Consider the following 23,132-nt stretch of genomic DNA (forward strand, 5'->3'; position numbering starts at 1 on the left):
CGCCCAGTGGGACACGGTCGGCGCGGGTCGACTCACTCCGGGCCGCAGGGCTCCGGGCAGCCACCGTCGGACACCTTCCACACCAGGTCGCGCAGGGTGTCGAGCTCCCGGTCGGTCAGCCCGGCCAGGAGTCGGGAGTCGGACATCACCGCGGCCACCCGGTCCCGCACGTCCCGGCCCCGCGCGGTCACCACCAGCGTCTTCTGCCGCCGGTCGGCCGGGTCGGTGCGACGCTCGACCAGACCGGCCTGCTCCAGCCTGTCGACCAGCGCGGTCACGTTCGACCGGTCGCAGACGAGCCGCTCGGCGAGGTCGCGGGCCGGCAGCGGCCGGTCCGGGTTCAGCTCGTGCAGCGCCCGGGCCGTCGCCGGGGTGAGCCCCAGCTCGGCGAACGCAACGCCCTGCCGGTGCCGCTGGGAGGCCGTCACGTGTGCCATCCGGCGCACCACGTCGGCGGCCAGGCCGGCGCGGTCCACCGGCCCACCCGCTCCGGGAACGACCTCCTGCGTCACGGCCACATCGTACGCACGGCGCCGGCCGCTCAGCTCAGCGATCGAGATCCGCGCAACATCAGGGAAAGTGCTGCCTCGGAACGTGTTGAGGCAGCACGTCCGGAACGTTGCGCGGATCTTGTGGGGAGAGGCGGGTCAGGCCGGGAGGAAGGAGAAGCGGACCTGGCGGACGGGATTGTCGCCGTTGGTGTCGACCAGGCAGAGCGACTGCCAGGTGCCCAGCGCCAGCCGGCCGCCGAGCACCGGCAGCGTGGCGTACGGCGGGACGAACGCCGGCAGCACATGGTCCCGACCGTGCCCGGGTGAGCCATGCCGGTGCCGCCAGCGGTCGTCGGTGGGGAGCAGGTCGTCCAGCACCCTGAGCAGGTCGTCGTCGGAGCCGGAGCCGGTTTCGATGATCGCCAGGCCGGCGGTGGCGTGGGGCACGAAGACGTGCAGCAGACCGTCGCCCTCGCTGGAGACGAACCCCTGGGCCTCAGCGGTGATGTCCCGGACGGCCGGCCGGGACCCGGTCTGGACGGTGATCACGTCACTGCGCATACGTCGCATTCTGCCGCAGTGCCGGCTCAGTAGCCGCCGCCACCGTCACCCCCGTCGGAGTCTCCCCCCGCCGGGCACGGCGGCGCGGAGGCCTCGTAGCGCTAAGTTACCGGCGGGTACCTGTGTCTCTCGTCGCGTCGGGGGGACCTAGACGTGACGACCGGTGCCACCAGGGGGCAGGATGGCGCTAGAGACCTATCCCACACACAACCGAGGGAACGCCTGTGGCTACGGAACGCAAGCGCCCGGTGATCAGCGACGGCCTACCGAGCCAGCTTCCGGACATCGACCCTGAAGAGACCAGCGAATGGGTCGAGTCGCTTGATGGTGTCATTGACGAGCGAGGTGCCAAACGCGCCCGTTACGTCATGCTGCGCCTGCTGGAGCGGGCTCGCGAACGCCAGGTCGGGGTTCCGCCCCTGACCACCACCGACTACATCAACACCATCACACCGGAGCGCGAGCCCTGGTTCCCGGGCGACGAGCACGTCGAGCGGCGAATCCGGGCCTACGTCCGCTGGAACGCGGCGATGCTGGTGCACCGGGCGCAGCGCCCGGAGATCGGCGTCGGTGGGCACATCTCGACCTTCGCGAGCTCGGCGTCGCTCTACGAGGTGGGCTTCAACCACTTCTTCCGGGGCAAGAACCACCCGGGTGGCGGCGACCACATCTACTACCAGGGTCACGCCTCCCCCGGTATGTACGCGCGGGCGTTCCTGGAGGGACGGCTCAGCGAGCACCAGCTCGACGGGTTCCGGCAGGAGCTGTCGCACCCGGGCGGCGGGCTGCCGTCGTACCCGCACCCGCGGCTGATGCCGGACTTCTGGGAGTTCCCGACCGTCTCGATGGGTCTCGGCGGGCTGAACGCGATCTACCAGGCCCGGTTCAACCGGTACCTGCAGCACCGCGGCATCAAGGACACCTCGCAGCAGCACGTCTGGGCGTTCCTGGGCGACGGTGAGATGGACGAGCCGGAGACGCTGGGCGCCATCGGCGTGGCCGCCCGCGAGGAGCTGGACAACCTCACCTTCGTGATCAACTGCAACCTTCAGCGGCTGGACGGCCCGGTCCGCGGCAACGGCAAGGTGATGCAGGAGCTGGAGGCGTTCTTCCGGGGCGCCGGCTGGAATGTGATCAAGGTGGTCTGGGGTCGGGAGTGGGACCCGCTGCTCGCCGCGGACACCGACGGCGCGCTGGTCAACCTCATGAACACCACGACCGACGGCGACTACCAGACCTACAAGGCGGAGTCCGGCGCGTACGTGCGGGAGCACTTCTTCGGCCGGGACGCGCGCACGCGCAAGATGGTCGAGCCGCTGAGCGACGACGAGATCTGGAACCTCAAGCGGGGTGGGCACGACTACCGCAAGCTCTACGCGGCCTACAAGGCGGCCACCGAGCACACCGGGCAGCCCACCGTCATCCTGGCGAAGACGATCAAGGGCTGGACGCTCGGCTCGCACTTCGAGGGCCGCAACGCGACCCACCAGATGAAGAAGCTGACGCTGGAGGACCTGAAGACCTTCCGCGACCGCCTCTACCTGGACATCCCGGACTCGGCGCTGGAGGAGAACCCCTACCTGCCGCCGTACTACCACCCGGGCGAGAAGTCCGATGAGCTGGCGTACCTCAAGGAGCGTCGCGAGCAGCTCGGCGGCTACCTGCCGTCCCGGCGGACCAGCACCAAGCGGCTGGCCATCCCCGGCCCGGAGCGGTTCGCCGACGTCAAGCGCGGCTCGGGCAAGCAGAGGGTGGCCACCACCATGGCCTTCGTCCGCCTGCTCAAGGACGTCATGAAGGACAAGGAGTTCGGCAAGCGCTGGGTGCCGATCATCCCGGACGAGGCGCGCACCTTCGGCCTCGACTCGATCTTCCCGACCGCGAAGATCTACTCGCCGCACGGTCAGCGCTACACCTCGGTCGACCGGGAGCTGTTCCTGTCGTACAAGGAGTCGACGACCGGGCAGATCCTGCACGAGGGCATCAACGAGGCCGGCTCGGTCGCCTCGTTCACCGCCGCGGGCTCGTCGTACGCCACGCACGACGAGCCGATGATCCCGATGTACATCTTCTACTCGATGTTCGGGTTCCAGCGGACCGCCGACGGGCTGTGGGCGGCGGCGGACCAGATGGCGCGGGGCTTCCTGCTCGGCGCGACCGCGGGGCGGACCACGCTCAACGGTGAGGGCCTGCAGCACGAGGACGGCCACTCGATGCTGATCGCCGCCACCAACCCGGCGGTGGTCGCGTACGACCCGGCGTTCTCCTTCGAGATCGCGCACATCCTGGAGAACGGCCTGCACCGGATGTACGGGGACGCGCAGGAGAACGTCCTCTACTACCTGACGGTCTACAACGAGCCGATCCTTCAGCCGGCCGAGCCGGCCGGGGTGGACGTGGAGGGCCTGCTCAAGGGCATCTACCGCTACTCGCCGGCACCGCAGGTCGACGGCCCGAAGGCCAACGTGCTCGCCTCCGGCACCGGCATGCAGTGGGCGCTCAAGGCCCAGCAACTGCTCGCCCAGGACTGGGGGGTGGCCGCCGACGTCTGGTCGGTGACCTCCTGGACCGAGCTGCGCCGCGACGCGGTGGAGTGCGAGGAGTTCAACCTGCTCAACCCGGGCGCCGAGGCGAAGGTGCCGTACGTCCAGCAGAAGCTGGCCGACGCGGACGGGCCGAAGGTCGCGGTCAGCGACTGGATGCGCGCGGTGCCGGACCTGATCGCCCGCTGGGTGCCCGGCGACTACACGTCGCTCGGCACCGACGGCTACGGCATGTCGGACACCCGGCACGCGCTGCGCCGGCACTTCCACGTCGACGCCGAGTCGATCGTGGTCGCCACGCTGCGGCAGCTCGCCCGCAGCGGCGCGGTCGCGGCCACCGTGCCGGCCGAGGCCGCCAAGAAGTACGCGATCGACGACGTGAACGCCGCCCCGGTCGGCGAGACCGGCGGCGACAGCTGATCCAGCACCATCCAGGAAGGGCCCGGCGCGCGTGCGCCGGGCCCTTTTTGGTGCACCCGCACCCTCGCCCGCACTCCCGACCGACCGGGCGGACGGCGGGTGAGATGGGGGCGGCGGCGGTCCGGGGTCCTTGGCGGGGACCCGGGGCCACCGCCGGGGCGGGTGACGCCGGGGACTCGGCGGATCAGCCGACGGCGGCCAGGTCGGTCAGCCGGGCCAGCGAGTCCTCCAGGTCCGCGCCGACCCGACGCAGCCCCAGGCGCAGCATGGCCGCCTTGACCGGGCCGGCCGGCCAGCGGACCACGATGAGCCGCACGATGGTCCCGCCCTCCTCCTCCTCGTCCGGAGTGAGCTGGACGTAGATTTCGGTGCGCGCCTCCGCTCGGGCGCCCGCGCCCTTGGCGCGTTCCCGCCAGCCGATCAGAGTCGGCTCCTGGTAGGCGATCACCTCGGCCTCGTGCGCCGAGCCGCGCCCCGCCTGGACCAACTGCCGCCGTCCGAAGCCCTCCCCCGAGAGCACCTCGGCCGCGCGAACCCCCGCCAGCCAGGCCGGCAACTGCTCAGCCCGCTGTACGACGTCCCAGACCACTTCCACCGGCGCCGCCACGTGCGCACTGCGTTCCACGAGGATCATTTCCGTCTTCCCCCACTGAGGACATCCCACGATATCGGCACTCTATGCGCAAATTCGGACGTACCTGGACGGGTTTGGAAAAAGACACGCCGATCAACCATTGCGCATCGCGTCATCCCGGCCTATGGCGCATTCATCCGGAGCGCCCTAGAGTCCCGAACACGTTTCACGTTGACCGGGAGGGCGCATGTCGACCGCACCGATGCCCGAGTTCCCCGCCGGCTTCCGCTGGGGCGTCTCCACCTCGGCACACCAGATCGAGGGCGCCACCACGGCCGACGGGCGCGGGCCGTCCATCTGGGACACCTTCGCGCACTCCCCCGGCCGGATCAGCGACGGCAGCAGCGGCGAGGTGGCCTGCGACCACTACCACCGGCACACCGAGGACGTGGCTCTGCTGGCCGGGCTCGGCGTTTCGGCGTACCGGTTCTCCATCGCCTGGCCCCGGGTGCAGCCCGCCGGCGCAGGCCCGGCCAACGCCGCCGGCCTGGGCTTCTACGACCGGCTGGTGGACGAGCTGCTGGCCGCCGGCATCGACCCGGTGGCCACCCTCTACCACTGGGACCTGCCCCAACCGCTGGAGGACGCCGGCGGCTGGCTGCACCGCGACACCGCCGCCCGCTTCGCCGAGTACGCCGACCTGACCGCCGCCCGGCTCGGTGACCGGGTCCGGCTCTGGATCACGCTGAACGAGCCGTTCATCCACATGAGCCTCGGCTACGGCATGGGTGTGCACGCCCCCGGCCGGATGCTGCTCTTCGACGCCTTTCCGGTCGCCCACCATCAACTGCTCGGGCACGGGCTCGCGGTCGCCGCGCTGCGGGCCCGCACCGCCAGCCCGGTGGCGATCGCCAACAACTACTCGCCGGTGCGGGTGCTCGGCGACAGCGACGCCGACCGGGCCGCCGGGGCCGCGTACCAGGCCCTGCACAACCGCCTCTTCACCGACCCGCTGCTCGGCCGGGGCTACCCGGAACTGCCCGGCTTCGACGCCGACGTGGTCCGCGCCGGCGACCTGGACACGATCGCCGCGCCGATCGACGTGCTCGGGGTCAACTACTACAACCCGACCGGCGTGCGGGCCGCCGAGGAGGGGTCGCCGCTGCCGTTCGAACTGGTCCCGCTCGACGGCTACCCGCGCACCGCCTTCGACTGGCCGGTGGCCCCCGACGGGCTGCACGAACTGCTCCGCTGGCTGCGCCTCACGTACGGCGAGGCCCTGCCCCCGATCGAGATCACCGAGAGCGGCTGCGCGTACGACGACGCGCCCGACCCGGACGGGCGGGTGGCGGACCCGGACCGGATCGCGTACCTCGACGGGCACCTGCGCGCGGTGCGGGCCGCCATCGACGACGGGGTGGACGTACGCGGGTACTTCGTGTGGTCCCTGCTGGACAACTGGGAGTGGGCCGAGGGGTTCACCAAGCGCTTCGGTCTGGTGCACGTCGACTACGCCACCCAGACCCGTACGCCGAAGTCCTCGTACACCTGGCTGCGGGACGTGATCGCGGCCAGCCGGCCGGGGTCGGCGCGGTGACCACCCTCGACCCGACCCCGGCGTCGCTGCCGGCCGCGCTCGCCGAGCCGACCGCGCCGGTACGACGCGGCTGGATCGGGCTGATCTTCGCGGCCAACCTCGGGGTCTGGATGGCGTTCTTCACCCCGATCCAGGTGCTGCTGCCGCAGCAGATCGAGCAGATCGCGCCGGGCGACAAGGAGAACATGCTGGCCGTGGTCACCGGCCTGGGCGCGCTGGCCGCGGTGCTGGCCAACCCCCTCGCGGGCGCGCTGTCCGACCGGACCTGCCTGCGGATCTTCGGCCGGGAGTTCGGCCGCCGGCACGTCTGGACCGCCGGCGGGGCGCTGCTCGGCGCGGCGGCGCTGGTGCTGCTGGCCCAGCAGCGGACCATCCTCGGCGTCGCCCTCGGCTGGGTCGCCGCCCAGGTCTGCTTCAACGCGATGCTGGCCAGCCTCACCGCGGCCATCCCGGACCGGGTGCCGGTCGTGCAGCGCGGCGGTGTCTCCGGCTGGGTGGGCATCCCGCAGGCGCTCGGGCTGGTGCTCGGCGCGGTGCTGGTCACCGCCCTGGTCACCGGCAACGGCGCCGGTTACCTGGCCATCGCGGTGGCGATCCTGCTGCTGTCCCTGCCGTTCGCGCTGTTCACCCCCGACGACCCGCTGCCCCGCGCGCATCGGCCGGTGCTGCGGACGCGCGCGCTGCTGGCCTCGATGTGGATCGACCCGCGCCGGCACCCGGACTTCGCCTGGGCCTGGATCACCCGGTTCCTGGTCCAGCTCGGGAACGCTCTGGGCACCCTCTACCTGCTGTACTTCCTCACCGACGGGGTACGCCACCCCGACCCCGAGGGCGGCCTGCTCGTCCTGATCCTGCTCTACACGCTCGGCATGATGCTGACCGCCGTGGTCGCCGGTCGGCTGTCGGACCGATCCGGGCGACGCAAGATCTACGTGATCACGTCGGGGCTGATCATGGCGGTGGCGGCGCTGCTGCTCGCGGTCGCGCCGGTCTGGCCGATGGCGATCGTGGCCGCGCTGCTGCTCGGCGCCGGCTACGGCGTCTACCTCTCGGTGGACGCCGCGCTGATCACCCAGGTGCTGCCCCGGGCCACCGACCGGGCCAAGGATCTCGGCGTGATCAACATTGCCAACTCGGCGCCACAGGTGCTCGGCCCGGCGCTCTCCGCCCCGCTAGTGGTCTATCTGGGCGGTTACCCGACGCTCTACGCGGTCACCGCCGCGGTCACCCTGGTCGGCAGCGCCCTGGTCGTCAAGATCCGCTCAGTCCCCTAAGCGTTAGGAAGGGACCCTTGTACAACACCAGGCGATAAGAAGGGGCCCTTCCTTACTCAGTCGGCGGTCGCCGTAGGCTGGGGGCGTGACGGTACGTGTGCGCTTCGCCCCCTCCCCGACCGGTATGTTCCATGTCGGCGGCGCCCGCTCGGCGCTGCAGAACTGGATCTACGCCAAGCAGCAGGGCGGGGTGTTCGTGCTGCGCATCGAGGACACCGACGCGGCGCGCAACAAGCCCGAGTGGACCGAGGGCATCCTCTCCGCGCTGGACTGGATCGGCATCTCCAGGGGCAGCTACGAGGGCCCGTACTTCCAGTCACAGAACGCCGGCGAGCACCGGGCCGCCGCCGCCCGGCTCTACGAGTCGGGCCGCGCGTACTACTGCGACTGCACCCGCGAGGACGTGCAGGCCCGCACCGGCTCGCAGTACCAGGGCTACGACGGCTACCACCGCGACCTCGGCCTCGGCCCGGGCGAGGGCCGGGCGCTGCGCTTCCGTACGCCCGACGAGGGCGCGACCGTGGTGGTCGACCTGATCCGCGGCGAGCCCACCTTCGAGAACCGGTTGATCGAGGACTTCATCATCGCCCGGGGCGACGGCTCGCCGGTCTTCCTGCTGGCCAACGTCGTCGACGACCTGACCATGGGTATCACCCACGTGATCCGCGCCGAGGAGCACCTGCCCAACACCCCCAAGCAGCAGCTGCTCTGGGACGCCCTCGGGGTCAAGCCGCCGATCTGGGCGCACGTGCCGGTGGTGGTCAACGAGAAGCGGCAGAAGCTCTCCAAGCGCCGGGACAAGGTCGCCCTGGAGGCGTACCGCGACGAGGGCTACCTCGCCGGCGCGATGCGCAACTACCTGATGCTGCTCGGCTGGGCGCCCTCCGGGGACCGGGAGATCGTCCCCTGGTCCGTGATCGAGGACGAGTTCCGGCTGGAGGACGTCAACCTCTCCTCGGCGTTCTTCGACGAGAAGAAGCTGCGCGCGTTCAACGGTGAGTACATCCGGGCGCTGCCGGTGGCCGAGTTCATCGACGCCTGCCAGCCGTGGCTGACCGGCACCGGGACCATCGCGCCGCCGCCGTGGCAGCCCGAGGAGTTCGACGCCGACGCATTCGCCGCCGTGGCGCCGCTGGCTCAGACCCGGATCGCGGTGCTCAGCGAGATCGTGCCGAACGTCGACTTCCTCTTCCTGGCCTCGCCGCTGATCGACGAGGCGGCCTGGACCAAGACCATGAAGGACGGCTCCGCCGACCTGCTGGACGCCGCCATCGCCGCGTTCGAGGCGCTGGACAGCTGGGACGCCGAGTCGCTGAAGTCGACGCTGGAGGCGGTCGGCGCCGAGCGGGGCCTCAAGCTCGGCAAGACGCAGGCGCCGGTCCGGGTCGCCGTCACCGGTCGCACCGTCGGCCTGCCGCTGTTCGAGTCGCTGGAGGTGCTCGGCCGCGAGCGCACCCTGACCCGGATGCGCGCCGCCCGGCTCCGCCTGGTCTGACCGCCTCCGCCGCGCCAAGCCGCCCCGCTCGACGACACCGTGGGGCGGCTTGCGTCGACGTCGCCATCCGCACCGAACTGGCGGCGTCACCTGATCGAGCCTGTGGATCGGGCTCAGCCGCGGGTGGCCCGGCGGCGGAGCAGGAACCCGCCCGCCAGGGCGGCGAGCAGCACCAACGCGCCGAGTGCCCAGAGCCACCAGCGGTGACCGGAGTCGGCGCGCTCCTGCGCCAGCGGCACGACCGCCGTCGAGCTGCCGCCCACCGCGACGGGTGACGCCGAGGCCGGCCCGGCCGACGGCGAGCCGCCCGCAGCACCCGGCGTCGCGGCAGTGCCACCGCTGATCGATGGCAGGGGGGACGGGCTCGCGGACGGGTCGGCGGCCGTGCCGGTGGTGAGGGTGAAGCGCACCTCGCCCTTCACCGGGTGCCCGTCGCCGGAGGCGACCTGGTAACCGACGATGTAGAGCCCCGCGGCGCCGGGCTTGAACGGCACGCGTACGCGGCTGCTGGCGAAGGCCGGCAGCCCGCCGGCGACCACATTGTCCGGTCCGGTTACTGTGATCTTCGTCGTAGCCGGGTCCGGCTTGGCCAGGAAACGGAGCTCGATCCGGGTGGGCGCGGTGGCCACCCGGGCGCCGTCGCGCGGATCGCTGCCGGTCAGCGAATTGTGCGCCGCGGCCGGCGTCGCCGGGACCAGCAACGACACACCGCACGCCACGCCGAGCACCACTGGCACGACCCGCGCCACTCGTGTAACCCTGCCCCCCATGAACCCCTCCGTAAGGGTACGATCCGCCCGCTGATCAACGGCTCCTCATTAGTCGAGCAGAGATCGCAGATAGTTCCAATTACCGCTCCACAAGCTGCAAATCATCGACGTTCTGCGACTCTGTGAGGAGTGGCACCGACCGCCCGGTCGGTTCCGCTACCGAGCAATCGATCCGGACGTCACGGCGAAGCCATCCATCGAACGGGGCGAGGAGGCGGGATGGTCCGACAGATGAGGCGGTGGGCCGCTGTGCTGGCCGGCACGCTGGCGGCGGCGCTGCTGTCGCTCGGCACCGCCGGCCCGGCCAAGGCGGCACCGAAGCCGGCGCCCGCCGGGGTGGACATCACCGGCCCGGGGCTGTCCGAGCCGCTGCGGTTGCGTGTGGACGGTCAGCCCGCGCACGTGGCAGCGGTCATCGACCAGGTCAACTTCCTCGGCCGCACCGGCCAGGCGAAGGGGCCGAAGGCGACCGGCCTCGGTCCGAAGTACACGGTCGTGGTGCTCGCCGGGGAGACCCCGAAGCAGACGTACGACCTGTATCCCAAGGCGGCCGGCGGTCCACGGATCTACCGGCCGGCGAAGCAGCCGGATTCCCGCAAGGCCGCCGCGGGTTGGTTCCTCGGCCGGCTCAGCATGTCCGAGACGTTGCGCACCGCGGGGGTGCCGCTGGAGCGGCAGTTCGACACGGTCAGCGGCGGCGTGGGCGGTGGCGAGCGGGTGCTCCCGGAGGACACTCTCGACCCGGCCAGGGACCTCGACGAGGCGCTCGGCGAGTTGCAGCGACTGCTGCTGCTCAACGTCGCGGTGATGCTGACCATTACGGTCGGCCTCGCCGGGATCGCGCTGCTGATCCGCCGCCGCACCCGCTGACCCGTCACCGACGACCCACCTTCACGGCCGCCCGCTGCAATGTCACGCGGGCGGTCGTGTGGTCAGCACCAGCGGCGCGGTGGGCGCTCCCGGCGGGTGGCCCGCTGGCGCGGCCGGACCGGGCCGTGCCGGTGGGCGCCGGCCCACCCGGGCATCTCGCTGCGGCACCCGCCGGCGTGGTCGGGCTCGGGCTCCCCGGGCAGCACCGGCTCGGCGGCCCGCTGGCGGGGCACCACGGCGTCGTCGTCGGCCCGGTCCGCGGGCCGGCCGGTGGTCGGCTCCGCCGGGTGCGACGGCACGCCGCCGACCGTCCGGCGGTGCTTGGCGACCGCCTGCGGGTCGTGGTGCCCCGGCCGGCAGGGCTCGCCCTGGGCGCAGCCGTTCTCGGCCTCCCCGTGCGCCATCCCGGTCTCCTCACGCTCGCACTCACCCGCGGGTGCTCCCCCCGACGTGCCCTGCCACCGTACTGGCAGGGACCGACGGGTCTGCACGGCGTACCCCGGGGTCAGCGCTTCGGGCGGCGAGGGAACAGGGTCTCCCAGACCGGGAAGGCGACCGGCAAGATCGTCGCCGACGGTCGGTAGCGGCGGCCCGGCCGGAACCGGTCAGCGGCTGCGGTGGGCCTCCAGGTCGGCGTGGGTGAACAGCGCCCGCAGCGCGACCCCGTGCTCGGCCAGCAGGGCCGCGCCACCCTCCGCGCGGTCGATGACGCAGAGCGCGTGATCCACCCGGGCGCCCAGCTCGCGCAGCTGCCCGGTGGAGGTGACCACCTGCCCCCCGGAGGTGACCACGTCCTCGACCACCAGCACCCGCCGCCCGGCCAGCTCCGTCCCCTCGGCCAGCCGGGCGGTGCCGTACGGCTTGGCGGCCTTGCGGACGAAGGCGCAGGGCAGCCCGGTGTACCGGCCGAGCGCGGTAACCACCGGAATCCCGCCCATCTCCAGCCCGGCCAGCACCTCGATGTCCGCCGGCACCAGGGGCGCCAGGTGAGCGGCCACCCGGTCCAGCAGGCGGGGATTCGCCTCGAACCGGTACTTGTCGAAGTACTCGTCGGCGATCCGGCCGGAGCGGAGCACGAACTCGCCGGTCAGCCGGCAGGTGGTGTCGATCTCGCGGGCCAGCGCGGTCATGGTCTCTGCGTGCGTCATGATGATCATTCTCTCCGGGTCGGCGTCCGTTGGGCGTACCCCTTTCGGCGCATGCCGGTTGCGGCAGAGTCCTCCCCGGGTCGGAGTCCGGGGCTCGACGGCTGTGATGGGATCGGGACCATGCGTCCGCCACCGTGGCTCGGCTCCGGCACGCTCGGCCGGGATCTCGCGCTGGCCGGTGCGTCGCTGGCCGGCGGCCTGGTGCTGTGGACCCTCGGTTGGCAACCGCAGATCCGTCCGCACCCGGACGTGCCGCCCGCGTTGTTCCTGCCGCCGCTGCTGACGGTGTGCGTGGCCGTCGGCCTGCGCCGGGTCGCGCCGCGCTCCAGCCTGGGCGTCGGCACGGGGGCGCTGGTCGTGGACATCGCGCTCGGCGGCTCGCTGGGGACGATCCTGGTCTACACCCAGGTGCTCTACGACGCCTGCGTGTACGGCCCGGCGCGGCTGTGGCGGTGGCTGCTGAGGTTGACCGTCGGGCTGAGCCTGGTCGGCGCGGTGGTCGGCGTGCTCCTCTCGGACCAGTGGCGCGGGGTCGCCGTCGGTGTGCTGGTGGTGCTCGTCGGCCTGCTGCCGGTGCTGACCGGGATCAGCGTGCGGCAGTACCGCGACCAGGCCGCGGCCGAGCGGGCTCGGGCCGAGCAGACCGCCCGGCTGGTCGAGCTGGACCGCTGGCAGGCGGTCAGCGCCGAACGGGCCCGGATGGCCCGGGAGTTGCACGACGTGGTCGCCAACCATCTCAGCGCGGTGGCCATCCACGCCACCGCCGTGCTGTCGGTGCCCGGGCTGGACCGCGGCCAGGTCGAGTCGGCGTTGCGGGTGATCCGGGAGAGCAGCGTGCAGGGCCTGGCGGAGATGCGGCAGATGATCGAACTGCTGCGCGAGCCGGGTGCCGGTGGCACGCGGGCGCCGACGGATGGCAGCGGCGCGCTGCCGGAGGCGGCCACCGCGCGGCTCGCCGAGGCGGACCGGCTGGTCGAGCGGATCCGGGCCGCCGGCCTCGCGGTACGGGTCCACACCGACGGCACGCCCGGCCCGCTGCCGGTGGGCGTGGACCTCGCGGCGTACCGGATCGTGCAGGAGTCACTGACCAATGCGCTGAAGCACGGCGCGGGCGAGGCGGAGCTGACGATCGCGTACCGGCCGACGGAGGTGGTGCTGACGGTGGAGAATCCGGTGCGCCGGGGCGGCGCCGGGCTGACCGGCGCCGGGGCCGGGCTGATCGGGATGCGGGAACGCGCCACGCTGCTGGCGGGCCGGTTCGACGCCGGGCCGCACGACGGCCGGTGGCTCGTCCGGGCCGCGCTGCCCACCCGGGAGGACGGGTGACCGGGCCGGCCCGGGCACCGGGCGATGCTGGCACAGCCCGGGCACCGGGGGACGCGGGTACGGCGGTCCGGGTGGTCGTGGCGGACGACCAGCCGGCGGTACGAGCCGGGCTGACGTTGATCCTGGCCGGCGCTCCGGGCGTCGAGGTGGTCGGCGAGGCGGGCGACGGCGACGAGGCGGTACGGCTGTGCCGGGAGTTGCGACCGGACGTCGCCGTGCTCGACATCCGGATGCCGCGCCGGGACGGCATCTCCGCGACCCGGGCGATCGTCGCCGAAGGGCTCGCCGACGTGCTGGTGCTCACCACCTTCGACCTCGACGAGTACGTCTTCGGGGCGCTGCGTGCCGGGGCGGCCGGTTTCCTGCTCAAGGACACCGACGCGGCGGGGCTGGTCGCGGCGGTACGGACGGTGGCACGCGGCGACGGGTTCATCGCCCCCGCGGTGACCCGCCGGTTGATCGCGGCCTTCGCGGCCACCGCGCCAGGGTCGTCGGCGGCCACCCGGGCCGCCCTGGACGGGCTCACCCCGCGCGAGCGGGACGTGCTGGCCTGCCTCGGCCTGGGCCTGTCCAACCAGCAGATCGCCGACCGGCTGGCGATGGCGGAGAGCACCACCAAGACGCACGTGAGCCGGATCCTGGCGAAGCTGGACCTGCGCAGCCGCGATCCTGGCCCAGGAGCTGGGCCTGCCCGCCCCCGCTCCGCCGCCGTGATCCCGGGCCATGGCGGCCCGGCATGAAGATCCAGGTCAGCGCGTGTCAGGCTAGGGCGGTGAGTACGCCGGGCGGTGGGGAGCTGACGGCCACGCTGCGTCAGATCGAGCGCGCGGCGGGGGCGCTGGCCACCGCCAGCGTGGCCCGGATGGACGAGACCCTGCCCTGGTTCCGCGCCCTGCCGGCCGACCAGCGCTCCTGGGTGATGCTGGTGGCCCAGGCGGGCGCCCGGTCGCTGGTGCAGTGGCTGCGCGACGGCGGCGGCACGGCGGACAGCACCCAGGAGGTCTCCGACGAGGTCTTCGCCGCCGCTCCCGAGGCGCTGGCCCGGTCGATCACCCTCCAGCAGACGGTGGCGCTGATCAAGGTGACCATCGACGTTGTCGAGGAGCAGGTGTCGCACCTGGCCGCCGAGGGCGAGGAGCAGCAGCTGCGCGAGGCGGTGCTGCGCTTCTCCCGGGAGATCGCGTTCGCCGCCGCCCGGGTGTACGCGCGGGCCGCCGAGTCACGCGGCGCGTGGGACGCCCGGTTGCAGGCCCTGCTGGTCGACGCGCTGCTGCGTGGTGACTCGCCGGACGTGCTGGCCAGCCGGGCGGCGGCGCTCGGCTGGACGGACGCGCCGCCGGTCGCGGTGGCGGTCGGCCGCTCCCCCGGCGGAGAGGTCTCCGCGGTGCTGCACGTGGTCTACCGGCAGGCCCGGCGGATCGGCGTGGAGGTGATCGGCGGGGTGCACGGCGACCGGCTGGTGATCGTGCTGGGCGGCGCGGCGGACCCGCTGGGAGCCACCGGCAAGCTGCTGACCGCGTTCGGGGACGGGCCGGTGGTGGTGGGTCCGGCCGTACCCAGTCTGGACGAGGCGACGGAGTCGGCGCGGGCCGCGCTGGCCGGCTTCCGGGCGGCGCCGGCCTGGCCGACGGCGCCCCGGCCGGTGCCGGCCGCCGAGCTGCTGCCGGAGCGGGCCCTGGCCGGCGACGCGGAGGCCCGCCGCCGGCTGCGGCACGACGTGTACGCGACCCTGGTGCGCGCCGGTGGCGAGCTGTTGGAGACGCTGGACGCGTTCCTGGCCGCCGGTGGCACGCTGGAGAGCGCCGCGCGGGCGCTGTTCGTGCACCCGAACACGGTGCGCTACCGGTTGCGCCGCATCGCCGAGGTGACCGGCTTCTCGCCGCTGTCGCCCCGGGACGCGTTCGCCCTGCAGGTGGCGCTGACCGTCGGCCGGCTGGATCCGGTGACCCCGATGACCGCGCCGGTCCCGACCCAGACAATGACCCCGGCAGTCCGGAAAGCCACCCAAACCGGCGACGATCACCGCCGATCTTTGTAGAAACCCTCCAAAGCTTCTAGTGTGGTTTGGTCGAGGGCGGCACAGCGTTACCCACGCGTATCCGGGAGAGTCATAGTCGTGCTCGCCGTACTTAGTCCCGGCCAGGGTTCCCAGAAACCCGGCTTCCTGACCCCTTGGCTCGACCTGACCGGCACCGAGGCGCGACTGCGCTGGTGGTCGGCTCTGGCCGGGGTCGACCTGGTGCACCTGGGCACCGCCGCCGACGCCGACGAGATCAAGGACACCGCCCGCACCCAGCCGCTGCTGGTCGCCGCGGCGCTGCTCGCCGCCGAGCACCTGCCGCTGTACGACGTGACGCTCACCGCCGGGCACAGCGTCGGCGAGCTCGGCGCCGCGGCGCTGGCCGGGGTGCTGCCGGCCGAGGCCGCCATCACCCTCGCCGGCGTACGGGGCCGGGAGATGGCCGCCGCGTGCGCGCTGGAGCCGACCGGGATGGCCGCCGTGCTCGGAGGCGACCCGGACGAGGTGCTCGCCGCGATCGCCGCACACGGGCTGCACCCGGCCAACCGCAACGGCGCCGGGCAGATCGTCGGCGCCGGCTCCCTCGACGGGCTGGACAAGCTCGCCGCCGAGCCGCCGGCGAAGACCCGGATCATCCGGCTCCAGGTTGCCGGCGCGTTCCACACCCCGTACATGGCGCCGGCCGAGACCGCGCTGGCTGCGGTGGCCGCCGGCATCACCCCGGCCGACCCGGCCCGGATCCTGCTGTCGAACCTCGACGGCGCCGCGGTCGACCACGGCCGCGACATGCTGCAGCGCCTGGTCCGCCAGGTCACCGCGCCGGTCCGCTGGGACCTGTGCATGCGTACCCTGGCCGACCTCGGTGTGACCGGCGTGATCGAGCTACCGCCGGCCGGCACACTGGCCGGGCTGGTCAAGCGGGAGCTCAAGGGCGACGGCGCACCGGAGATCGTCACCCTGAACACCCCGGACGACCTGCCGGCCGCACGGGACCTGATCGCCCGGCACGGCATGGCGCCCAGCCACGAGCCGACCATGCAGTTCCGCGTGGTGGTGGCGCCGTCCGCCGGCACCTTCGCCCCGTCCGCCGAGCTGACCGAGGGCGAGACGATCCGCGCCGGCCAGGTCGTCGGGCACATCGGCACCCGGCAGGGGCCGGTCGAGGTGACCGCCCACCAGGGCGGCGTCCTCACCGAATGGCTCGCCCACCACGACGACCCGGTCGCGCCGGGCCAACCGCTCGCCCGCATCGGAGGTCGTTCATGACTGGCAGTCGCATCGTCTCGATGGGGCACTACCAGCCCTCCCGGGTGGTGACCAACGACGACATCGCCCAGCTCGTGGACACCAACGACGAGTGGATCCGGGACCGGGTCGGCATCGTCACCCGGCGGATCGCCGACAGTGAGACGGTGGCCGACATGGCCGCCGCCGCGGCCGGCAAGGCGCTGGCCAACTCCGGCCTGACCGCCGCCGACATCGACCTGGTCGTGGTCGCCACCTGCACCTCGGTCGACCGCAGCCCCAACGTGGCCTGCCGGGTCGCCGCCAAGCTGGGCATCGCCGCGCCGGGCGCGTACGACGTCAACACCGCCTGCTCGGGCTTCGCGTACGCGCTGGGCACCGTCGACCACGCCATCCGGGCCGGGGCGTCGCGCAACGCGATCGTCATCGGCGCGGAGAAGCTCTCCGACTTCACCGACTGGACCGACCGCTCCACCTGCATCATCTTCGGCGACGGCGCCGGTGCCGCGGTGGTCACCGCGACCGCCGACGACGAGCCGGCCGGGATCGGTCCGGTGGTCTGGGGTTCGGCGCCGGAGAAGAGCGACGCGGTCCGCATCGAGGGCTGGCGCCCGTACATCCAGCAGGAGGGGCAGTCGGTCTTCCGCTGGGCCACCACCGCGCTGGCGCCGCTGGCCCTGCAGGCCTGCGAGCGGGCCGGGGTCGACCCGTCGGAGCTGGCCGCGTTCGTGCCGCACCAGGCCAACGCCCGGATCATCGACGGCATCGCCAAGCGGCTCAACATCCCCAACGCGATCATCGCGAAGGACATCGTCGAGTCCGGCAACACCTCCGCGGCGAGCGTGCCGCTGGCCCTGTCCAAGCTGGTCGAGCGGCGGGAGGTGCCCTCGGGCGCCCCGGTGCTGCTGTTCGGCTTCGGCGGTGGCCTGACCTACGCCGGTCAGGTCGTCCGCTGCCCCTGAGGACCCCTCGGGCGCACAGGCGCCCAGGAGTGGCGGCTGGCAACGCCGGCCGCCGGAGAACCCCCCGATGAAAGGAACCAACCGCAATGACCCGTGACGAGATCACCACCGGACTCGCCGAGATCCTCGAAGAGGTTGCCGGGGTGAACCCGGACGACGTGGCCGAGGGGAAGTCCTTCACCGACGACCTCGATGTCGACTCGCTCTCCATGGTGGAGGTCGTGGTGGCGGCCGAGGAGAAGTTCGGCGTCAAGATCCCGGACAACGAGGTGCAGAACCTCAAGACCGTCGGCGACGCCGTTACCTACATCGCGGCGCAGTCCTGATCATGAGTCGTCCTGACGTCGTCGTCACCGGGCTCGGCGCGACGACCCCGCTTGGCGGGGACGTCGCGTCGACCTGGGACGCCATGCTCGCCGGCCGCTCCGGGGTGAGTGCCCTCACCCAGGAGTGGGCCGCGCAACTGCCGGTCCGGATCGCCGCCCAGCTGGCCGTGGAGCCGTCCGAGGTGCTGGACCGGGTCCGGCTGCGCCGGCTGGACCGCTCCGAGGCGATCGCGATCATCGCGGCGCAGCAGGCCTGGGCGGACGCCGGCCTGGCCGACTCCGGCCTCGACGGTGAACGGCTGGCGGTCAGCGTCGGCTCCGGCATCGGCGGTGCCATCACCCTGCTCGCCCAGGACGACATCCTGGAGGCGTCCGGGCCGCGGCGGGTCTCCCCGCACACCATCCCGATGCTGATGCCGAACGGTCCGGCCGCGTGGGTCGGGCTGGAGCTGGGAGCCAAGGCCGGCGTGCACTCGGTGGCCAGCGCCTGCGCCACCGGCGCCGAGGCGATCGCGCTGGGCCTGGACATCATCCGCGCCGGCCGGGCCGACGTGGTGGTGGCCGGCGGCACCGAGGCGGTCATCCACGCGCTGCCGATCGCCGGGTTCAGCTCGATGCGGGCCATGTCGACCCGCAACGACGAGCCGGAGCGGGCCTCCCGCCCGTGGGACCGGGGCCGTGACGGCTTCGTCCTCGGCGAGGGCGCCGGCATCGTGGTGCTGGAGCGGGCCGAGCACGCCGCCGCCCGGGGCGCCCGGGTGTACGCGCGCCTCGCCGGCGCCGGGATCACCTCCGACGCGTACGACATCGTGCAGCCCCACGCCGAGGGCGAGGGCGCGATCCGGGCCATCGCCAAGGCGATCGCGGACGCGGACGTGGCCAAGCGGGACATCGTGCACGTCAACGCGCACGCCACGTCGACCCCGGTCGGCGACATGCTGGAGATCGGCGCGCTGCACAAGTCTCTCGGCGACCACCCGGTGCTGGCCGCGACCAAGTCGATGACCGGTCACCTGCTCGGTGCGGCCGGCGCGCTGGAGTCGATCGCCACGATCCTGGCCATCCGCGACGGTGTCGTACCTCCGACGGTCAACCTCGACGACCCGGATGACGGTCTCACCCTGGAGGTGGCCGCACACAAGGCGCGCCACATGGAGATCCCGGCCGCGCTGAACAACGCGTTCGGCTTCGGGGGCCACAACGTGGCTCTGGTCTTCACCCGGCCCTGAGACCACAGCTTGGAGGCGCGCACGTGACCACCACCGCCCTCGGTGCGGACACCCGCACCGTGGACTACCGGGATCCTGAGGTCCGCCTCCGGGCGCTGTTCGACGCCGGCTCGCTGCGCCTGCTGGCCCCCCGGGACAGCTCCGGGGTGCTGTGGGCGCGCGGCGAGATCGAGGGCGGGCCGGCCATCGCCTACGCCACCGACGCCACCAGGATGGGCGGCGCGATGGGCACCGACGGGTGCCGGCACGTAGTCAACGCGATCGACACCGCCGTGCGGGAGCGGGTGCCGGTGCTGGGCCTCTGGCACTCCGGCGGCGCCCGGCTGGCCGAGGGCGTGGTCGCGCTCGACGCGGTCGGGCAGGTCTTCGCGGCCATGGTCCGCGCGTCGGGCCGGGTACCGCAGATCTCCGTGGTGCTCGGGCCGGCGGCCGGCGGCGCGGCGTACGGGCCGGCGCTGACCGACATCGTGGTGATGAGCGGCGCCGGGCGGATCTTCGTGACCGGGCCCGAGGTGGTCCGCAGCGTCACCGGTGAACAGGTCGACATGGAGCGCCTGGGCGGCCCCGAGCCGCACGGCCGGCGCTCCGGCGTGGTGCACGTGACCTGCGCCGACGACGCGGCGGCGATGGTCGAGTCGCGCAAGCTCGCCGCGCTGCTCGGCCGTCAGGGCCGGCTCTCCCCCGACGACGTTCCGGCCGTCGACGCGGACGGGCACGACCTGTCGGCGAAGATGCCGGCCGAGACCAACCGGGCGTACGACGTCAAGCCGGTGGTCAAGGCCCTGCTCGACGCCCCCGGCGTGGAGCTGCACGCCAGGTGGGCGCCGAACGTGGTGACCACGCTGGGCCGGTTCGCCGGCCGGACGGTCGGGGTGATCGCCAACAACCCGCTGCGCCTGGGCGGCTGCCTGGACGCGTCCAGCGCGGAGAAGGCTGCCCGGTTCGTCCGGATGTGCGATTCGCTGGGCGTACCACTGATCGTGCTCGTCGACGTGCCCGGTTACCTGCCCGGCCTGGGCCAGGAATGGGACGGCGTGGTCCGGCGCGGGGCGAAGCTGCTGCACGCGTTCGCCGAGGCGGTGGTGCCGCGGGTGACCCTGGTGACCCGCAAGGCGTACGGCGGCGCGTACATCGCGATGAACTCCCGCTCGCTGGGTGCCACCGCGGTCTTCGCCTGGCCGGACGCGGAGGTCGCGGTGATGGGCGCCAGCGCGGCGGTCAACATCCTGTACCGCAAGAAGCTCGCCGCGGCTCCGGCGGAGGAGCGGGAGACGCTGCGCGCGCAGCTGATCGAGGAGCAGACCCGCACGGCGGGCGGGGTCAACCGGGCGCTGGAGATCGGCGTGGTGGACGACGTGATCAAGCCAGCGGAGACCCGTCGGCGGATCGCCGAGGCGTTGGCCGGCGCCCCGGCCGCCCGCGGCGCACACGGCAACATCCCGCTGTAGCGGTGTGAGGAAGGGCCCTTTGTTATCGCCTCGCGATAACAAAGGGCCCTTCCTCACGTTCAGGCCCGGTTGCGCGGGTGGTGCTTCGCGGTGCGCTCGTTGCCCCGGCGGTAGTTGCCGGTCCAGCGGGCCATCACCAGCTGCGGGTCGTCGTCCACCTCGGCGAGGAACTCCGCCGCCCGGCCGCCGCGCAACGTGGTGGCCACCCGCCCGTGATGCGTGATCACGACGGCGCCGTCGGCCCGCTCTACCCAGTAGAAGTCCCGCGCCTGACCCATGCCGGCCAGGCTGCCAGGTCGGCCGGGGCGGCGCTACCGGATTCCGGCCGGGCGGGTCGACGCCTGTGCCGGCCGGGGGTACGGGCCGGCACAGGCCGCGTCGAGTCAGCCGGCGGCCGGGACCGCCTCCCGAGCCAGGAGCACCGCGCCGAGCAGCGCCGCGTCGGCGGCGAAGCTGGAGAGCACGATCTCCGGCCGATATGGCAGCACCTCGGCGAGCCGTTCGACGATCAGCCCGCGGATCAGCTCGCTGCCGGCCACCCCGCCGACCAGCACCACCCGCTGCGGATCCACCAACAGACAACAGGTGATCAGATGGCGGGCGATCTCGTCGACCCTGCCGCGCAGCACGTCCCGGACCTCGCCGGGCTGGTCGGCCCGGGCAGCCAGCCCGGCCGCCCCGTCCGGTACGTCCAACTCGGCGGCGAGCTGGTCCAGAGCGCGCCCGGAGAAGACCGACTCGAGCATCCTGCCGGGACGGGCGGCGCCAGCGAGGGCGTACCCGATCTCACCGGCGGCCCCGTGCCGTCCGGCCAGTACCGTGCCGCGCACGGTGACCGCTGCCGCCACCCCCGTGCCCAGCCCGACCACCAGGCCGGGGTCGGCGTCGCGTAGCGCGCCGAGCCGCAGCTCGGCCAGTGCGGCGGCGTTGAGGTCGTTGTCGACCGCGACCGCCGGTACGCCGAGCCAGTCGCGGACCGTGTCGACCAGCCGCAGCCGGTCCCAGCCCGGCACGTTCGGCGCCAGGTCGATGCCGTCGGGTCGGACCACACCGGGCGAGGCGACCCCGACCGCCGCGACCGGGCCACCGACCTCTCCGAGCAGCCTCGTCGTCACCTCCAGCGCCCGGTCCAGCGCCTGGCGGGCACCCCGGTCGGCGTGCGTCGGCACCCGCTCGCTGGCCAGCAGCCGGCCCGAGCCGTCGGCCACCCCGACCGCCATCTTCGTGCCGCCGAAGTCGATGCCGAGCAGCAGACCGCCGACGTCTCCGGCTCCGGCGGCCTGCTCGGCGCGGTCGGCCAGTCGTACCGTCACCTGGCCGTCACCTCAGCGACCTCGTCCAGCGCGGCGTCGGCCGCCGCGAGACGGTCCCGGACGGCGGCGAGCCGGCCGGCGACGGTGTCGAAGGCGCCGCGCAGCTCGCCCACCTGGGCGCGGACGGCGTCCGAACCGGGACCGTCGATCTGGGCCCGGCGCAGCACAAGCTCCGGGCGGACGGCGGCGGCGATCAGGTCGGCGACCGCCGCGTCGTCCAACGGCGCGCTCAGGCCGACCGCGTCGGCGGCTGCGCGCACGTCGCTCTCCGTCCAGGAGTCCGGCGCGCCGCTCCGAACCAGCCGGCCGACCACGGAGTGCGCGGCCCGGAACGGCACCCCGTGCAGGGTCAGCGCGTCGGCAGCGGCCGTGGTGGTGGCACCGGAGGCGACAATCTCCTCCCGGGACGGCGGTTCCAGCGGCTCCAGCTCGGCCAGGAAGCCGCCGAGCAGGGCGAAGAAGCGGTCCGTACGGTCGTTGCTGTCCCAGAGCCGGACCTGCACGTCGGTGGTGGCGTTGTTGGAGTCCTCCCACCAGGCCGCACCGACGTTGTTGAGCACCGAGGCGGCGTCCCCGGCGGCAGCGCCGGCCATCGACACCAGATGCTCCAGCACCACCGGGTTGCGCTTCTGCGGCATGATGCTGCTGCCCTGGGTGAAGTCGCCGGGCGTGGCCACCCAGCGCCAGGTCAGCCAGTCCATCAGGGTCCGGGCCAGTCGGGCACCGGTGGCCAGCGACTGGGCGTTGAGCGTGCCGACCCGCACCAGGTGGTCGGCACCGGCCACCGCCTCGTAGGAGTTGGTGACCAGGCCGTTGAAGCCGAGCAGCTCGGCCACCCGGGCCGGGGAGATGTCCAGGTCCGTGCCGGCGAAGGCGCAGGAGCCCAGCGGCGAGATGTTCAGCTGGTCGATCAGGTCGGCGTAGGCGACCGCCTCACCCGCCAGCGCCTCGGCGTAGCCGGCGAGTGCGTGGCCGATGGTGGTGGGCTGCGCGGGCCGGCGGTGCGTGTAGCCGGTGATGACCACGTCGGCGTAGCGGTCCGCGACGTCGAGAGCGGTCGCACCGGTGGCGAGCACCCGGTCGAGCACGCCGAGCAACTGGTCACGGAGCAGCATCCGGAACACCCCGGCGTCGAGGTCGTTGCGGCTGCGGGCGAGCTGCACGTCGAGCTGGGCGGCCGGGATGCCGCACGCCTCGGCAAGGCGCTTCTCCATCAGGTAGTAGACGTCCTCGAAGCTGCCGTCGTAGATCGGCGCGGAAGCGGTGTCGGCACGCAGCACGGCCAGTCCCCGCAGCAGTCCGGCGCCCCGCTCGGCGGGGATGAGCCCCCGCTCGGTCAGCATCACCACGTGGGCCTGGCTGGCTCGCACCATCGCCGGAAAGAGGTGCTCGACGTGGTGCTCGTAGGTGGGCCGTAGGTGGTGCCGCTGGTAGGTGGTCAGCGCGGAGGTGCTCATGAGGGTCCTTACTTCCTTCCAGGCCGGGGGCGGCGGGTCCGCCGCCTCCGGGGCGTCAGCCGG

20 protein-coding genes and 2 pseudogenes are annotated in these 23,132 nt (G+C 73.1%); 13 read left to right on the plus strand and 9 right to left on the minus strand.

The features are described 5' to 3' along the window. Positions 1-32: 32 nt before the first annotated feature. The gene (locus tag ABZU69_RS17870) at positions 33-437 is read right to left on the minus strand and encodes a MarR family transcriptional regulator (RefSeq protein WP_354965648.1); all 405 of its coding nucleotides are present in this window, start codon (positions 435-437) and stop codon (positions 33-35) included. A gap of 210 nt (positions 438-647) precedes the next feature. Next, the gene (locus ABZU69_RS17875) at positions 648-1,052 is read right to left on the minus strand and encodes a YjbQ family protein (RefSeq protein WP_354965439.1); all 405 of its coding nucleotides are present in this window, start codon (positions 1,050-1,052) and stop codon (positions 648-650) included. Between the two features lie 224 nt (positions 1,053-1,276). On the opposite strand from ABZU69_RS17875, the gene aceE reads away from it, so the two are divergent. Continuing rightward, complete coding sequence (aceE, locus tag ABZU69_RS17880; RefSeq protein WP_354965440.1) at positions 1,277-4,015, plus strand: pyruvate dehydrogenase (acetyl-transferring), homodimeric type; 2,739 nt, start codon at positions 1,277-1,279, stop codon at positions 4,013-4,015. A gap of 184 nt (positions 4,016-4,199) precedes the next feature. On the opposite strand, the gene ABZU69_RS17885 is transcribed toward aceE, so the two are convergent. After that, positions 4,200-4,649 carry an SRPBCC family protein gene (locus ABZU69_RS17885; RefSeq protein WP_354965441.1) on the minus strand — a complete coding sequence of 150 codons (450 nt, stop codon included), beginning with the start codon at positions 4,647-4,649 and terminating at the stop codon, positions 4,200-4,202. 187 nt (positions 4,650-4,836) lie between these two features. Between ABZU69_RS17885 and ABZU69_RS17890 the strand changes: the two genes are divergently transcribed. From ABZU69_RS17890 to gltX, 3 genes are all read left to right on the plus strand, one after another. Next, positions 4,837-6,186, plus strand: coding sequence for a GH1 family beta-glucosidase (locus ABZU69_RS17890; protein WP_354965442.1), 1,350 nt, complete (start codon positions 4,837-4,839; stop codon positions 6,184-6,186). Further along, entirely contained in the window at positions 6,183-7,460 is a 1,278-nt protein-coding gene (locus ABZU69_RS17895; protein WP_354965443.1) for an MFS transporter, read from the plus strand. Before ABZU69_RS17890 ends, ABZU69_RS17895 begins: the two co-directional genes overlap by 4 nt. 85 nt (positions 7,461-7,545) lie before the next feature. Then, entirely contained in the window at positions 7,546-8,955 is a 1,410-nt protein-coding gene (gltX, locus tag ABZU69_RS17900; protein ID WP_354965444.1) for a glutamate--tRNA ligase, read from the plus strand. 113 nt (positions 8,956-9,068) lie between these two features. Here the strand turns inward: gltX and ABZU69_RS17905 are convergent, their stop codons facing one another. Further along, the gene (locus ABZU69_RS17905) at positions 9,069-9,704 is read right to left on the minus strand and encodes a copper resistance CopC family protein (RefSeq protein ID WP_354965445.1); all 636 of its coding nucleotides are present in this window, start codon (positions 9,702-9,704) and stop codon (positions 9,069-9,071) included. 240 nt (positions 9,705-9,944) lie between these two features. On the opposite strand from ABZU69_RS17905, the gene ABZU69_RS17910 reads away from it, so the two are divergent. Further along, positions 9,945-10,595, plus strand: coding sequence for a hypothetical protein (locus tag ABZU69_RS17910; RefSeq protein ID WP_354965446.1), 651 nt, complete (start codon positions 9,945-9,947; stop codon positions 10,593-10,595). Between the two features lie 62 nt (positions 10,596-10,657). Here ABZU69_RS17910 and ABZU69_RS17915 read toward each other — a convergent pair whose 3' ends face one another. Further along, complete coding sequence (locus tag ABZU69_RS17915) at positions 10,658-10,999, minus strand: hypothetical protein (RefSeq protein WP_354965447.1); 342 nt, start codon at positions 10,997-10,999, stop codon at positions 10,658-10,660. A gap of 201 nt (positions 11,000-11,200) precedes the next feature. Then, positions 11,201-11,743: an orotate phosphoribosyltransferase gene (gene pyrE / locus ABZU69_RS17920; protein WP_354965448.1), complete on the minus strand. Its 543-nt coding sequence runs from the start codon at positions 11,741-11,743 to the stop codon at positions 11,201-11,203. A 120-nt stretch (positions 11,744-11,863) separates the two neighbouring features. Between pyrE and ABZU69_RS17925 the strand changes: the two genes are divergently transcribed. The 8 genes and pseudogenes from ABZU69_RS17925 (at position 11,864) to ABZU69_RS17960 (ending at position 20,299) form a co-directional block, all read left to right on the plus strand. Further along, positions 11,864-13,069, plus strand: coding sequence for a histidine kinase (locus tag ABZU69_RS17925; protein WP_354965449.1), 1,206 nt, complete (start codon positions 11,864-11,866; stop codon positions 13,067-13,069). A gap of 71 nt (positions 13,070-13,140) precedes the next feature. Beyond that, a pseudogene (locus ABZU69_RS17930) lies at positions 13,141-13,783 on the plus strand (response regulator transcription factor). A 31-nt stretch (positions 13,784-13,814) separates the two neighbouring features. Then, positions 13,815-15,107, plus strand: a pseudogene (locus ABZU69_RS17935) (helix-turn-helix domain-containing protein); the annotation flags it as partial. Positions 15,108-15,185: 78 nt separating this feature from the next. Further along, the gene (locus ABZU69_RS17940) at positions 15,186-16,355 is read left to right on the plus strand and encodes an acyltransferase domain-containing protein (protein WP_354965450.1); all 1,170 of its coding nucleotides are present in this window, start codon (positions 15,186-15,188) and stop codon (positions 16,353-16,355) included. Next, on the plus strand, positions 16,352-17,296 hold the full coding sequence (locus tag ABZU69_RS17945) for a beta-ketoacyl-ACP synthase III (protein ID WP_210917650.1): 945 nt from the start codon (positions 16,352-16,354) through the stop codon (positions 17,294-17,296). The genes ABZU69_RS17940 and ABZU69_RS17945 overlap by 4 nt, the downstream gene beginning before the upstream one ends. Before the next feature lie 86 nt (positions 17,297-17,382). After that, positions 17,383-17,622 (plus strand): acyl carrier protein, encoded by a 240-nt coding sequence (locus ABZU69_RS17950; RefSeq protein WP_074313380.1) that lies wholly within the window; start codon positions 17,383-17,385, stop codon positions 17,620-17,622. Positions 17,623-17,624: 2 nt separating this feature from the next. Next, on the plus strand, positions 17,625-18,851 hold the full coding sequence (gene fabF / locus ABZU69_RS17955; RefSeq protein WP_354965451.1) for a beta-ketoacyl-ACP synthase II: 1,227 nt from the start codon (positions 17,625-17,627) through the stop codon (positions 18,849-18,851). 23 nt (positions 18,852-18,874) lie between these two features. Further along, complete coding sequence (locus ABZU69_RS17960) at positions 18,875-20,299, plus strand: carboxyl transferase domain-containing protein (protein ID WP_354965452.1); 1,425 nt, start codon at positions 18,875-18,877, stop codon at positions 20,297-20,299. Between the two features lie 59 nt (positions 20,300-20,358). On the opposite strand, the gene ABZU69_RS17965 is transcribed toward ABZU69_RS17960, so the two are convergent. The 3 genes from ABZU69_RS17965 to ABZU69_RS17975 all read right to left on the minus strand — a co-directional run bounded on the left by ABZU69_RS17965 (position 20,359) and on the right by ABZU69_RS17975 (position 23,069). Continuing rightward, complete coding sequence (locus tag ABZU69_RS17965) at positions 20,359-20,577, minus strand: hypothetical protein (RefSeq protein WP_354965453.1); 219 nt, start codon at positions 20,575-20,577, stop codon at positions 20,359-20,361. A 105-nt stretch (positions 20,578-20,682) separates the two neighbouring features. Then, complete coding sequence (locus tag ABZU69_RS17970) at positions 20,683-21,612, minus strand: ROK family protein (RefSeq protein ID WP_354965454.1); 930 nt, start codon at positions 21,610-21,612, stop codon at positions 20,683-20,685. Continuing rightward, positions 21,609-23,069 (minus strand): lyase family protein, encoded by a 1,461-nt coding sequence (locus tag ABZU69_RS17975; protein ID WP_354965455.1) that lies wholly within the window; start codon positions 23,067-23,069, stop codon positions 21,609-21,611. Before ABZU69_RS17975 ends, ABZU69_RS17970 begins: the two co-directional genes overlap by 4 nt. Positions 23,070-23,132: the final 63 nt, after the last annotated feature.

The organism is Micromonospora sp. NPDC005206 (assembly GCF_040608175.1).
Classification (GTDB): domain Bacteria; phylum Actinomycetota; class Actinomycetes; order Mycobacteriales; family Micromonosporaceae; genus Micromonospora.